The following is a 12,936-nucleotide window of genomic DNA, read 5'->3' as shown; positions in this document are numbered from 1 at the left end:
CGCGAATTCGATCGGCGCAAATTTCGCGGGTCCGTTCCGACCTCGAGAGGGGCGACGCTCAGGACGCCCACATCCCACTGAATCGGAGAATCACGATGAATGTTCCGAGAATCGGTGTCGGGCTGCCGAGTTTCGGCCCGCACGCCGGTCCCGACGCGATCGCCCTGGTGGCCCGCGCGGCAGAGCGCTCGGGCTATCACGCCGTATCGGTCAGCGAACGGCTTCTCATGCCGGTGTCGCCGACCACGGCGCTCAAAGACGGTCTGCCCGAATCGCACGTGTGGGATCCGCTGGAGGTCCTGACGTGGGCCGCCGCGCACACCGACCGGATCCGCGTGATGTCCGGGGTCGTGAATTCGATCTTCCAGCCACCGATCGTGCTCGCGCGCAGGCTCGCCACCCTCGATCGTCTCTCCCGAGGTCGACTCGACGTCGGTATCGGACAGGGCGGCGGGGGCACGGCCGACTCCTCCTGGATGATCCCGGAGGAATTCGAGGCGGCGGGTGTTCCACTCGGCCGACGCGGCGCCGGGTTCGTCGAGCACGTCGCGGCGATGCGCGCCTGCTGGCGCAGCGACCCGGTGGAGTTCGACGGCGCGTACTACCGCATTCCCAAAGCCGCGGTCGGCCCCAAACCGTGGGCGGACACGATCCCGCTGTATTTCGGCGCGATGGTCCGCTCGACGATCGAACGCGCGGCGACCCTCGCGGACGGATTCGTCACCGTCGCGCTGGACTGGGACGACACCCGCACCAGAGTCGGCTGGTATCGGGATGCCGGAGGTAGCGGAACCGTCGTCGTCAACACCTTCCAGTTCTACCCCGGCGGTGAACCCGACAGCCCGGCCGTGTTCACCGATGCCGTACTCGCGGACTTGGACCGGGCCGCGACGATAGGGGCCGACGAAATGCACATCACGCTCAACCTGGCCTCCGTTCATCCGGAACGCCAGGTGGAACTGCTGGGTGAACTCGCGGACACGCTCGGTCTGGGGGCGCAGCGGTCGCCATCGGATTCCACGCCGATACTCCACGAGGGCACGCGCGCCGGAGAGCCCGCAGGCTGACGGAAACCTCCTTCGAGCGAACTCCGATGCTATACCGGCCATTTCACGTCGTCGGGGGTCTTGTCGATCCGAATCCCGCGCCAGCTCGGGTGACGTAGGCCGTCCCGGCTCGCTTCCCGGTACTCGATATCGGCGACGATGCTGGGGGTCACCCAATGCGCGACGCGGGCAACGGGTTTCGGTGGATCGATATCGAAGGGACTGTCGGATCGGGCGAGCCGGTCCAGGCGCGCTTGCAGGGTGCGGCGATCCGACATCGTCCACCCGGTGCCGACGTTTCCGATATGCACGAGTCGCCCGGCGTCGTCATGGGCTCCGAGGACGACCGAGCCGAATGTCGTCGAGAACCGTCCGGAACCGGGCAGCCAGCCCGCCACGATGGCCTCCGTCGTGCGCCGCAAGGCGGTCTTTATCCACGCGGGCGATCGAGTGCCGGGACGGTATGCGGAGGTGACGAGTTTGCTGACGATACCTTCCAGACCGTGTTCGCTTGCCGTGGTGAGCATGGTCGCTGCGTCGATATCCGACCAGAAGGGCGGGGTGCGCACTCGAGGACCGGACAGTCCGAGGGTGTCGAGGTGTTCGCGACGTGCCAGATACGGCGATCCCATCACCGGATCTCCGTCGACCTCGAGCACGTCGAAGGCCAGATATTCCACGGGAAACTCGCGCAGCAGATCGGGTTTCGGATCCGCGACGTGCATCCGCCGCTGCAATCGCGCGAACGACGGCGCGCCGGTGGCGCGGTCGGGTGCGACGATCTCGCCGTCGGCCAGTACATCGCGTCCGTCGAGCACCGATCCCAGCGCCGCGACCAGTTCCGGGAACGACCCGCTGATATCGCGACCGTTCCTGCTGAAGAACCGGCAGTCTCCCCCGGCCGATCGCACGATCGCCCTGATTCCGTCCCATTTCAGTTCGATCGCCCATCGACCGGGGTCGTCGGGCGGCCGCCCAGCGGTCGCCAGCATCGGAGCCGGCACAGACACCACACCCACGAGCGTATCCACAGCAAACTTCGCTGTCCGCGTTTCCGGGCTTTGCCACATGCTGCCGCCCGCAAGACAGGGACTCGATATCCAGCCATTTCATCCCCGATTATCGGCTCAGATATGCCGCGCTCGGATACCGGCACATCTAAGGCGGCCGGGATTGCCGCCCACAATCGATAAATCTCCGCACTCATCTGGCTATCGCCACAAGCGGGCGACCCGGCCGCGCGCACCTCGGAACGCGATTTCCCGCCCGGCGCGTCTCACATAGGCTGGCCGGGCCATGCTCACTCTCGTTCTGGCCCTCGCAGGCTTCGCCTTCCTCGATTCCCTCGATGTGCTGTTGGTAGGAGTGACGACCGCGGTCGTGGCCGACAGCAGACTGGCGAGACGGTCGCCGATACCGGGCGGAGCCAGTTTCCTCGGCGGGGTGTTCGCGGTCACGACGACCTTCGGGCTGTGCACGGTGCTCGGCATCACCTTCCTCACCGATCTCGTGGACTTCGAACTCACACCGACACTGCGGTACTGGGGTGAACTGGTCATCGGCCTGACCCTGATCGGGCTCGCGTGTGTCCGGGTCGCCGCGAACACCGAACCTCCCGCCTGGGCCAAGGAAGTACGGCGACGGCCGTGGGTGCTCGGATTGATGGGCGTGGCCGTCGGGCTCGCGCAGGCGCCGACCGCCGTCCCCTACCTGGCCGCCCTCGCCATGATCTCGGCCAGACATCCACCGCTGTGGCCGCTCATCATCGTCGTCTACTGCGCGCTGGCCCTGGTACCGCCGCTGCTCGTGCTGCTGCTGTCGGTGCGTCGATCACCGCGCGCCCGCCGCGTCTATCGCGGCGTCGTCCGGTTCTTCACCCGCTTCGGTCCGCTGTCGGTCCGCATCCTGTTCGCGCTGTTGGGCCTGGGGCTGATCATCGATGTGATCCGGCATGCCGGTCGGCTGTGGTGAGGGGCGGTCGCCGCGGGCGTCCTGGAGCCGCGGCCGACGCAGCGGCTCAGAGGCCGATGCCCAGGAGCGCGTCCACCGCGGTGGCGATCGCCCGGGGGGCGTCGGTATCGGGGCCGCCGTATTCGAGTGCCTGCTGGGCCCAGTTGTCCACGGCGGCAAGCGCCTTGGGGGTGTCCAGATCGTCGGCGAGGTGTTGGCGCAGCCTGGCGACGGTGTCGGCGGCCGCAGGTCCGGTGGGTAACGCCGAAGCGCGACACCAGAGGTCGAGGCGGCGCTCGGCGTCGGCGAGCACCTCGTCGGTCCACATCCGGTCCTGCCGGTAGTGGCCCGCGAACAGTCCGAGGCGGATCGCGTTCGGGTCGGTGCCCGCGCGGCGCAGCGTGGAGACGAAGACCAGATTGCCCCTGGATTTCGACATCTTCTCGCCGTCGAGCCCGATCAGCCCGGCGTGCACGTAGTGCCGCGCGAAGCGGCGTCCGGTCTCCAGCGCTTCGGCGTGCGCGGCCGAGTATTCGTGGTGCGGGTAGATCAGGTCGCTGCCGCCGCCCTGGATGTCGAATCCGGTCGAGATCCGGTTGAGGGCGATCGCCGCGCATTCGATATGCCAACCCGGCCTGCCCGCACCGAAGGGGGCGGGCCACGACGGTTCGTCCGGGCGGGCCGCGCGCCACAGCAGGGCGTCGATGGTGTCGTGTTTGCCGGGACGGTCGGGGTCACCGCCGCGCTCGGCGAACAGCCGTTCCATGGTGGCCCGGTCGTAGCCGGACTCGTAGCCGAACTGCTCGTTGGCGTCGACACGGAAGTAGATGTCCGGGTATTCGGTGTCGTCGACGATGTACGCGGCACCCGAGGCGAGCAATTTCTCGACCAGTTCGACGACCTCGTCCACCGATTCGACCGCGCCGATGTACTCGCGCGGCGGGATGACCCGCAGTGCCGACATGTCCTCTCGGAACAGATCGATCTCGCGGGCGCCCAGGTCGCGCCAGTCGATGCCGTCGCGGGCGGCGCGTTCGAACAGCGGATCGTCGACGTCGGTCACGTTCTGCACGTAGTGCACATCGTGGCCCGCGTCGCGCCACAGACGGTTGACCAGATCGAACGCGAGGTAGGTGGCCGCGTGCCCGAGGTGCGTGGCGTCGTACGGGGTGATGCCGCAGACGTACATCGTGGCCGTCGGACCGGGGGTGACCGGGCGAACCTGCCGGTCGGCGGTGTCGTACAACCGCAAGGGCGGACCTGTTCCGGGAACGGACGGGAGGGCGGTATCGGACCAGGACTGCATGATTCGAGGGTAAAGGTGTGGTCGCGGTCATCACCTGCCGCCCCGGCCCGGACGGGCCGGAGCACCCGCGGAACGCCGGTGCGGACCTGCGTGAATGCGCCATGTTTCCGGGATGTCAACTGTTGAGGTCCCGTGGAACCGAAAATCGCGGGACCTGCGGAAATTATCGACCGACCGGTCCGAATCTGCCCGGCACGACGCGCATCGGACAGCATCAAACTGCCGCAGACCCGGGCCACTCGCAACCCCTTCGAGGCGTGACCCGCGCCACGCGAGGGTATCGGGTCGGGGACCGCGCCGATACCCCGGGGTCGCGACGGCGGAATCCCATACGAACCGGTGCGCCCACCGCTGGACCGAACGGCAGCTCGTGCGTACGTGCACGGACTGCCGCGATTCAGAAAGCGGGCCAGGGAATCGGGCGGGCGCTGTGCGGCAACGGCATCGTCGGGTGTTCGAGCAGATCATTGGTGCGCGCGACGAGGGCATCGATCTCGGCGTCGGTGATATGCGGTGACAGCGCGTCCGCGACCGGGCCGGGCAGGATCTCGGCGAAGGTCTCGATATCGGCGAGCAATCCGGCCGGCACCGTGGCGCCCGCCCATCCCCACAGCACCGTGCGCAGTTTGTCCTCGGTGTGCAGGCAGATTCCGTGGTCGACCCCGTAGACCTGGCCGTCGCGTCCTTCTAGCGCGTGACCGCCCTTGCGGTCGGCGTTGTTGATCAGGACGTCGAGCACCGCCATCCGCTGGAGTCGCGGGTCGTCGGCGTGGATGAGCGAGACCTCCTCGCCCGCGCCGTCCAGGGCTCGCAGCACTTCGGTGAAACCTTCGGGGACCGCGCCGGGAGCGCACAGGTCGACCAGGTCGAGGCGGTCGCCGCGGTCGGTGTGATTGTCGACCGATTCGATCCAGCGCTGCACCATGCCCGGCCCGTACGGGCCGTCACGCAGGATCGTCTCCGGGATGACGTCCCAGCCCAGCGCGTCGGAGACCAGATAGGAGCCCACCTCGCGGCCCGCGAGGGTGCCGTCGGGGAAATCCCACAGCGGTCGCTCGCCGCGCACCGGTTTGTACACCACGCGCAGCGGACCGGCGGAGTCGGAGCCGTCTGCGTTATCGGTGATATCGCAGACCAGCGTGACGTTACTGGCGACGTTGACCCGTCCGATCACCGTCATCTCCCCGGTTCGCAGCCGCACCCCGTCAACAGCACCGACGGCGCCCGTCCCCCGTTCGCTTCGCTCCTGCTCGACGGCCACGCACTACTCCTCTAGCTCGGCCGTGCCGAAGATCTCGCCGCGCTTGTACCCGTTGGTGCGCACACACATGTGTCCCCGCGACGACAGCGGCTCACCGCACAGCGGGCACGGCGGACGTCCGGCCGCGATCACGCGGGTCGAGCGCAGCGCGAATTCCCGTGCCTGGATGGGGGTCAGGAAGACCCGCACGGCGTCCGGTCCTTCTTCGGTGTCGTCGAGCACGACCGATTCGTCGACCTCGGTCTCGGTGATGGCGAGCAGTTCCACCACCACCGCGCCCGCGTCGGCGTCCCAGCCCAGGCCCATGGTGCCGACCCGGAATTCGGCGTCGATCGGCGTGACCAGCGGGTCGACGTCGCTGACGTCCTCGGCCTGCGGCGGCACGGTGGCGCCGAAACGGCGCGCGACCTCGTCCAGGAGCAGACCCATCCGGTCCGCGAGTACCTTCACCTGCTGCTTCTCCAGCAGCACGCTCACCACCCTCGGCTCCTGCACGGCTTGGAGATAGAACGCGCGATCGCCCGGCTCACCGACGGTCCCGGCGACGAAACGATCGGGGGTGCGAAATACATGGATTTCTCGTGCCATCTGCACCTCCTGATACGTGACCCTGATCGACTACCCACGGCGCCCGGTGTTCCAACACGCCACTCATACGTTGAGAAGCAATCTCATTGCTTCGCATTCCCATTATCCGCACCGGAGTCGCCGCTTATCTCTCCGCCGGGAACCGGGCCGCTCGTCGCGGCGGGTGCCGAACCGCCGTGGCGTTCCGGTGGAGCCAGCGCGCTCAGATCCGACCCGGTGTCGTTGAGCCGCCACACATAGGGAGCGGTCGGCGTGTAGCGGATCACGCTGATCGACGCGGGTTCGACCACGATGCGCTGGAATCCGTCGAGATGGATCCCGAACGCGTCGGCGAGTACGGACTTGATGACATCGCCGTGCGTGCAGGCCACCCACAGCACGTCACGGCCGTGTTTCTCGGCGTAGGCGCGCTCGCGTTCGCGGATCGCGGCCACCGCACGGGACTGCACCTGCGCCAGACCCTCCCCGTTGGGGAACACCGCGCCGGAGGCGTGTTGCTGCACGACCTTCCACAGCGGTTCGGTGAGCAGATCCGCGATCGGCTTGCCGGTCCAGTCGCCGTAGTCGACTTCGATGATGCGGTCGTCGTACTCCGGTTCCAGCCCGAACTTCTCGGCGAGCGGCCCGACTGTTCGCTGACAGCGCAACAGCGGCGAGTGCACGATGTACTCGATCGGCAGCCCCGCGAGACGTTCGGCGACAGCCCGTGCCTGCTCGCTGCCTCGCTCGGTCAGTTCGACCCCGGCGCTGCGACCTGCGAGAGTGCGGGCGGTGTTCGATGTGGACACGCCGTGCCGCAGCAGGATCACCGTCATCGGTACAGCCTAATCGGCGCGGCGCGGTGCGGTCGGATCGCCGTGGCGGTACTCACGTCGCCGACACCACCCCGCCCGCGAGCAGGCCCATGATGATCAAGCCGAGCACGATTCGGTAAGCGCCGAACCAGTTCAGCGAATACCGCGCGACGAACTTCAGCAGCCATGCCACCGACGCGTAGCCGACCGCGAAGGCCACCAGCGTCGCGACCAGCAACTGCGCGCCACTGGCGTTGAGTCCCTCACCGGCGGGTTCGAAGGCGTCGGGCAGGCTGAACAGACCCGAAGCCGTCACCGCCGGGATCGCGAGCAGGAACGAGAACCGCACCGCCGCTTCGCGTTCGAGCCCGAGGAAAAGGCCCGCCGAGGAGGTCGCGCCGGAGCGGGACACACCCGGCACCAGTGCCAGGCACTGGGCCAGACCCATGACGAGGCCGTCGCGGGTGGTCAACTGCTCGATCGGGCGGGTCTTGCGGCCGTAGTACTCGGCGGCCGCGATCACCAGCGCGAAGGCGATGAGCATGAACGACACCAGCCACAGATTGCGCGCGCCGGTGCGGATCTGATCCTTGAACACGAATCCGATGACGCCGATCGGAATGGTCGCGATGATCACGTACCAGCCGATGCGGTAGTCGAGTTCGCGCTGCGAATCCTCGTCGTTGCGGAAATCGGCCGCGTAGTCGCCGGTGATGACGGGCAATTTCCGCGTCGGCTGCTCCGACAGCGGCACGGTCTGTCCCGACCGCGCCCGCAGCCGCATGGCGATGGTGGTGAACCAGGCGCGCACGATCCGCGCGATGTCCTTGGCGAAGTACACCAGGACGGCGGCTTCGGTGCCGAGCTGGGTGACCGCGGTGAAGGACGCGCCCGCGTCGTCGCCGAAGAACACCGCCGACACGATGCGCAGATGCGCGGAGGAGGACACCGGGAGAAATTCGGTGAGGCCCTGGACCAGGCCAAGTATCAGCGCCTGTACCCAGGTCATCGACTCGCCCACTGGTCTCCTCCGTTCCGCGCGGTACTCGGCCGCCCTCGCGGCCCGCCTCGCACCTGTTCTACCCGGTGCCCGAAATATCTGTTCCGAGTAAGCAATTGGTCAACCGTGTGATCGAGCCGGCGTGAGCACCGGCGCAATCCCGCAGCGACAGTACATGCCGGAGCCCCCCATCCGCCGCCCGGGCGTGTCCTCGGATCCGACGGCCGCGAACACCCCGCGAATATCGGTCGACGGCCGCGCCGGCCGTCATTCGACGCGCGCACCGCCCGATCTCGGCGCGTCGCGACGCGCCCGCCGTCACCCCGGTCGGCGACGAGGCGGTAAAACCGCTGCTCACACTGTGGCTCACTGCCGAACCCTGCCGGGAGTCCCGGTTTCCTCGGCCCGCCGCGCGACAGGAGACGGACTTCGGCGTGCACCGCGCATTACTCTTGGCGCCGTGACGAATGCGCGGACACGGTGATGGAACAGCGGACGGTCGGTTGCAGCGGCCTTCGGGTGTCCCGGATCGGACTGGCGACCCACACCTGGGGTTCGCAGACGGATTCCGACGACGCCGCCGGACAATTGGTCGCGTTCGCGGAAGCGGGCGGCACCCTGGTCGAGACCTCACCCGCCTACTCCGGCGGTATCGCGCAACGAATACTCGCCGATCTGTTCGGCGACGTGATCGGCCGCGACGAATTCGTCCTCAGCGCCAGCGCCGGAGTGGTGGCGCAGATCGACGCGCCCCTGGTGGAGCTGGAATCGGGAGTGCCGACTCCCGAGACCACGCGACCGACGATCGACGCCTCGCGCCGGACCCTGCTGCGCCAATTGGACCGGACCCTGCTCGAACTCGGCACCGACCACCTCGACATCTGGACCGTCGCCGCCTGGGATCCACGCACCCCGCTCGACGAGATCGCCGCGACCCTCGACTACGCCGTGCGATCCGGGCGGGTCCGCTACGCGGGCGTCAGCGGATTCGGCGCGTGGCAGTTGGCGAGCCTGGCGGCGATCGCCCCGGTCGTCGTCGCGCAGACCGCGTACTCGCTGCTGGCCAGGGAGGCGGAGGACGATTTCGTCCCGGCCGCGCGCCACCACGGTGTCGGCGTCATCGCGACCGCGCCGCTGTCGGGCGGCATCCTCACCGGCAAATACCGCAACGGCGTACCCGCCGATTCGCGCGGCGCGGACGAGGCGACCGCCGCCGAGATCCGGCTCCGCCTCGACGATCGCGCCACCCGGGTGGTCGACGCGCTGGTCACCGCGGCCGACGGTCTCGGCACCTCCCCGCTCGCGGTGGCACTCGCGTGGATCCGGGACCGGGCAGGCATCGCGAGCATGTTCGTCGGCGCCCGCGATATCGGGCAGCTGACCGGGGTGATGGCCGCCGAGACCCTGGAACTGCCCAGGGCCATCGCGGCGGCACTGGACGACGTGAGCGCACGCGCGGAATGACGCGGATTAGGCTTGCCTACATGAGTGCGAGTCCAGGAGTTCCGTTCGTTCCGGCGCGGGGCGCCCGCGGCGCCCGATCCGGCCTGCCGAGGTCGCTCGTCGCGGTACTCGCACTGGTCCTGCTCATCGGTTCCGCGGCCTGTGGCACCGACAGTTCGGCGACCGGTTCCGGGCAGACCGGTCCGACCACCGCCGTGATCCAGAACCAGGATCCGGTGCCGATCGGGCCGGAGCCGACGCCGACCCTGCCCGCGACGGTGCGTTCCTTCGACGGCGGAGAAGTCACCGTCACCTCCTCCGATCGCATCATCGCGGCAGACCGCTACGGAACCCTCGCGCAGACGGTGTGGGCGTTGGGGCTCGGTCCCAAACTTGTCGGCCGCAGCACCGCCGCCGCCTTCCCCGCCGTCGCGCAGGTGCCCAATGTCACCGGCGGCAACGGCTCGCTGAATGTGGAATCCGTGCTGGCCCTGCGCCCGACGGTATTCCTCACCGACACGACCAGTGCCGCGCCCGCTGTCCGCGAGCAGTTGAAGGCCGCCGGTGTCACGGTGGTCTACTTCGATCCGCAGCGGACCATGGACGGCGTCGTCCCGCAGATCCAGGCCGTGGCGGGCGCGCTCGGTGTGCCCGCGGCCGGACACGCGCTGGCTCAGCGCACGACCGACGAGATCGCGGCGGCGAGCGCGGCGGTGCCCGAGCAGGACACACCCCCCAACATCGCCTTCCTCTACCTGCGCAGTACCGCCATCACGATGATCGCCGGACCGGGTTCGGGCGCCGATGCCCTCATCGCCGCGCTCGGGGCGAACGACGCGGGCACCGCCGCCGGACTGAAGGAGCCGTTCACCGCGATCACCTCCGAGGCGATGATCAGCGCCGCGCCCGACGTCCTGCTCGTCATGTCCGACGGACTCACCTCGGTCGGCGGTATCGACGGACTCGAGAAGGTCCCCGGGATCGCGCAGACCCCGGCGGGCCGCAACAAGCGGGTCATCGATATGGCCGACTCGGTTCTGCTCAGTTTCGGTCCGAATACCGGCCGCGTCGTCGCCGCGCTCAGCGACGCCGTGTACGGCGCCCGCCCCGCATGATCGAAGCCGCTCCAGCGGGACCCGATCGCGGTAGCCGGGTCGGCGAGACCCCGCGGTCCGAGGCCGCCGCGGTGTCGACGACCGTCACCACCGACCGCGATCCCGACCCCGCCGCGTCACCGCCCGAATCCCGGGGTCGCTCCCGCGTCACGATCGTCTTCGCGGTGTCGGTGACCACCCTGGTGCTGCTGGCGCTGGCCTCGGCCGCGATCGGTCAGGTGCCAACGACACCGCTCGAAGTCGCGGGCAGCGTGCTGCATCGCATCGGGCTGGACTGGGGTCCGATGCCCGCCCATCCCGCGGGCGAGGTGACGCTCTGGGAGGTCAGGTTCCCGCGTGTCGTGCTCGCGATGCTGGTCGGCGCGTCCCTGGCCACCGCGGGCGCGCTGCTCCAGGGCGTCTTCGCGAATCCGCTGGCCGAACCGGGAGTGATCGGCGTCTCGGCGGGAGCCGCGGTCGGCGCGGGAACGGTCATCGTGCTCGGCGGGGCGTTCGTCGCGGCCTGGTCGGTGGCAGCGGCGGCCTTCGTCGCCGGATTGATCACCACCGCGCTGGTCTACGCGCTGTCACGCTCGGGCGGACGCACCGAAGTGGTGACCCTGGTTCTCACCGGTGTCGCGATCAACGCCTTCGCGGGCGGGCTGATCGCGTTCCTGTTGTTCGTCGCCACCCCCGCGGCACGCGATCAGATCGTGTTCTGGCAGCTGGGCAGTCTCAACGGCGCCACCTGGCAGGCGGTGGGCGTGGTCACGCCGCTGGCCTTCGCCGGGGTGGCCGCCGCCGTCCTCGTCGCGCCCAGACTCGACCTGCTCGCCCTCGGCGAATCGGCCGCCCGTCATCTCGGCGTCGACGTGGAACGGCTGCGCCGCAATGTGATCGTCATCGTGGCGGTCCTGACCACGGCGGGCGTCGCGTTCACCGGAATCATCCTGTTCGTCGGGCTGATCGTGCCGCACGTGGTGCGAATGCTCGTCGGACCGGCACATCGCGTGCTCATCCCGCTCAGCGCGATACTGGGCGCGGTCGTGCTGCTCGCCGCCGATGTGGCCGCCCGATCCCTGGTCGACAACGCGGATCTGCCGCTGGGCATGCTGACCTCCCTGATCGGCGGCCCGTTCTTCTTCTGGCTGCTGCGCCGGACCAGGGCACGCGCGGGAGGCTGGGCGTGAGCGTGCTCAAAGGGAGCCTCGGCGTATTCGGCCGGGTGCACGAACTGCCGACAGCGCCGGAACCGGGCACGGTGACGCTGCGCTCGGCCGGGGTCAGCGTCGATCGGCGCGCGGCATCGCGGACGCGGCGGGTACTCGACACCGTCGATTTCGAGGTGGTCGCCGGGCAGGTGGTGGCGCTCGTCGGGCCCAACGGCGCGGGCAAATCGACGCTACTGGCCGCGCTCGCCGGTGAACTCGCCCCCACCGAAGGCGTCGTGGAACTCGACGGCCGCGGGCTCGATCGGTGGACGCCGCTGGATATGGCGCGCCGACGCGCGGTGCTGCCCCAGAGTCACACCGTCGGATTCCCTTTCACCGCCCGCGAAGTCGTCGCGATGGGCCGCGCGCCATGGGCACGCACCGAACGTGACGCGCACGACGACGAACAGATCAGCGCCGCGCTGGCCGCCGCCGATGTCGAACATCTCGCGGCCCGCGCGTTTCCGACGCTGTCCGGTGGTGAGCGGGCCCGTGTCGCGTTGGCGCGCGTACTCGCCCAGGACACCGCGACGCTGCTGCTCGACGAACCGACCGCCGCGCTCGATCTCGGCCACCAGGAGTCGGTGCTGCGCCTGGCGTCGGCCAGGGCCGCGGCGGGCGCCGCTGTCGTCGTGGTGCTGCACGATCTCGGTATCGCGGCCGCCTACGCCGACCGCGTCGCCGTCCTCGAATCGGGCCGTGTCGCAGCCGACGGTCCGCCGCGCGAGGTCCTCACCACCGAACTGCTCACCCGCGTCTATCAGCATCCGGTCGAAGTCATCGACCACCCGGTGACGGGCGCTCAGCTCGTCCTGCCGGTGCGGCGCTGAGGGATTGCGGGCCGGGCTCGGATCACAGCACCTCGGCCGGACGGCGTGCGCCGGTTTCGACGATCAGACTTCCCTCCAGCGCGTATCGGGCGACCGCGTCGACGGCCCACAGCGCGAAGAACACCAGTCCGGCCACGGCGGAGACGGCGACACCCCAGGTGACGGCTCCGCCGCCGAACCAGATGATCTCCAAGGCGATTCGCCATGGACCGCGCAGCCGGAAGCGGGCGTCGCGGGCCGCACCGAACAGCGCCCACATCATGATGAACAGCAGTGGCGCGACCACTCCGGCGACGATCCGCAGCACCGGCGCGCCGTCCAGGGTGAAACCCCAGACCGCCGCGCCCGCGATCACCCCCAGTTCCAGCAGGAACATCAGGAACAGGGCTGCGCCCTTGGCGATTCGCACGGCA

13 protein-coding genes are annotated in these 12,936 nt (G+C 69.1%); 6 read left to right on the top strand and 7 right to left on the bottom strand.

The window, feature by feature from the left end; genetic code table 11:
* Positions 1–95: 95 nt before the first annotated feature.
* Positions 96–1,067 (top strand): TIGR03619 family F420-dependent LLM class oxidoreductase, encoded by a 972-nt coding sequence (locus tag DAT37_RS18170; protein WP_109525948.1) that lies wholly within the window; start codon positions 96–98, stop codon positions 1,065–1,067.
* A gap of 29 nt (positions 1,068–1,096) precedes the next feature.
* Here the strand turns inward: DAT37_RS18170 and DAT37_RS18165 are convergent, their stop codons facing one another.
* Complete coding sequence (locus DAT37_RS18165; RefSeq protein ID WP_109526076.1) at positions 1,097–2,038, bottom strand: ATP-dependent DNA ligase; 942 nt, start codon at positions 2,036–2,038, stop codon at positions 1,097–1,099.
* Between the two features lie 304 nt (positions 2,039–2,342).
* On the opposite strand from DAT37_RS18165, the gene DAT37_RS18160 reads away from it, so the two are divergent.
* Positions 2,343–3,017 (top strand): GAP family protein, encoded by a 675-nt coding sequence (locus tag DAT37_RS18160; protein ID WP_109525947.1) that lies wholly within the window; start codon positions 2,343–2,345, stop codon positions 3,015–3,017.
* A 46-nt stretch (positions 3,018–3,063) separates the two neighbouring features.
* Here the strand turns inward: DAT37_RS18160 and mshC are convergent, their stop codons facing one another.
* The 5 genes from mshC to DAT37_RS18135 form a co-directional block, all read right to left on the bottom strand.
* Positions 3,064–4,302: a cysteine--1-D-myo-inosityl 2-amino-2-deoxy-alpha-D-glucopyranoside ligase gene (gene mshC, locus DAT37_RS18155; protein WP_109525946.1), complete on the bottom strand. Its 1,239-nt coding sequence runs from the start codon at positions 4,300–4,302 to the stop codon at positions 3,064–3,066.
* Between the two features lie 397 nt (positions 4,303–4,699).
* The gene (locus DAT37_RS18150) at positions 4,700–5,503 is read right to left on the bottom strand and encodes an SCO1664 family protein (RefSeq protein ID WP_269814785.1); all 804 of its coding nucleotides are present in this window, start codon (positions 5,501–5,503) and stop codon (positions 4,700–4,702) included.
* Between the two features lie 63 nt (positions 5,504–5,566).
* Positions 5,567–6,151 (bottom strand): DUF3090 domain-containing protein, encoded by a 585-nt coding sequence (locus DAT37_RS18145; protein ID WP_109525945.1) that lies wholly within the window; start codon positions 6,149–6,151, stop codon positions 5,567–5,569.
* An 83-nt stretch (positions 6,152–6,234) separates the two neighbouring features.
* On the bottom strand, positions 6,235–6,966 hold the full coding sequence (locus DAT37_RS18140) for a histidine phosphatase family protein (RefSeq protein WP_109525944.1): 732 nt from the start codon (positions 6,964–6,966) through the stop codon (positions 6,235–6,237).
* 52 nt (positions 6,967–7,018) lie between these two features.
* Complete coding sequence (locus DAT37_RS18135; protein WP_109526074.1) at positions 7,019–7,954, bottom strand: undecaprenyl-diphosphate phosphatase; 936 nt, start codon at positions 7,952–7,954, stop codon at positions 7,019–7,021.
* 474 nt (positions 7,955–8,428) lie between these two features.
* Here DAT37_RS18135 and DAT37_RS18130 point away from each other — a divergent pair, with 474 nt between their 5' ends.
* The 4 genes from DAT37_RS18130 to DAT37_RS18115 are packed head-to-tail and all read left to right on the top strand — an operon-like array spanning position 8,429 to position 12,523.
* Entirely contained in the window at positions 8,429–9,409 is a 981-nt protein-coding gene (locus DAT37_RS18130) for an aldo/keto reductase (RefSeq protein ID WP_109525943.1), read from the top strand.
* 20 nt (positions 9,410–9,429) lie between these two features.
* Positions 9,430–10,503, top strand: a complete 1,074-nt coding sequence (locus tag DAT37_RS18125; protein WP_109525942.1) for a heme/hemin ABC transporter substrate-binding protein — start codon at positions 9,430–9,432, stop codon at positions 10,501–10,503.
* Positions 10,500–11,672, top strand: coding sequence for a FecCD family ABC transporter permease (locus DAT37_RS18120; RefSeq protein ID WP_232839823.1), 1,173 nt, complete (start codon positions 10,500–10,502; stop codon positions 11,670–11,672). Before DAT37_RS18125 ends, DAT37_RS18120 begins: the two co-directional genes overlap by 4 nt.
* Positions 11,669–12,523, top strand: coding sequence for a heme ABC transporter ATP-binding protein (locus tag DAT37_RS18115; protein WP_109525941.1), 855 nt, complete (start codon positions 11,669–11,671; stop codon positions 12,521–12,523). The genes DAT37_RS18120 and DAT37_RS18115 overlap by 4 nt, the downstream gene beginning before the upstream one ends.
* A 22-nt stretch (positions 12,524–12,545) precedes the next feature.
* Here the strand turns inward: DAT37_RS18115 and DAT37_RS18110 are convergent, their stop codons facing one another.
* A complete protein-coding gene (locus tag DAT37_RS18110) occupies positions 12,546–12,932 on the bottom strand; it encodes a YrdB family protein (protein ID WP_109525940.1) in 387 nt (128 codons plus the stop codon).
* Between the last annotated feature and the right edge of the window lie 4 nt (positions 12,933–12,936).

The organism is Nocardia aurea, from assembly GCF_003123685.1.
GTDB classification, from domain to species: domain Bacteria; phylum Actinomycetota; class Actinomycetes; order Mycobacteriales; family Mycobacteriaceae; genus Nocardia; species Nocardia aurea.
This window is presented reverse-complemented; position numbering and strand designations above follow the sequence as displayed.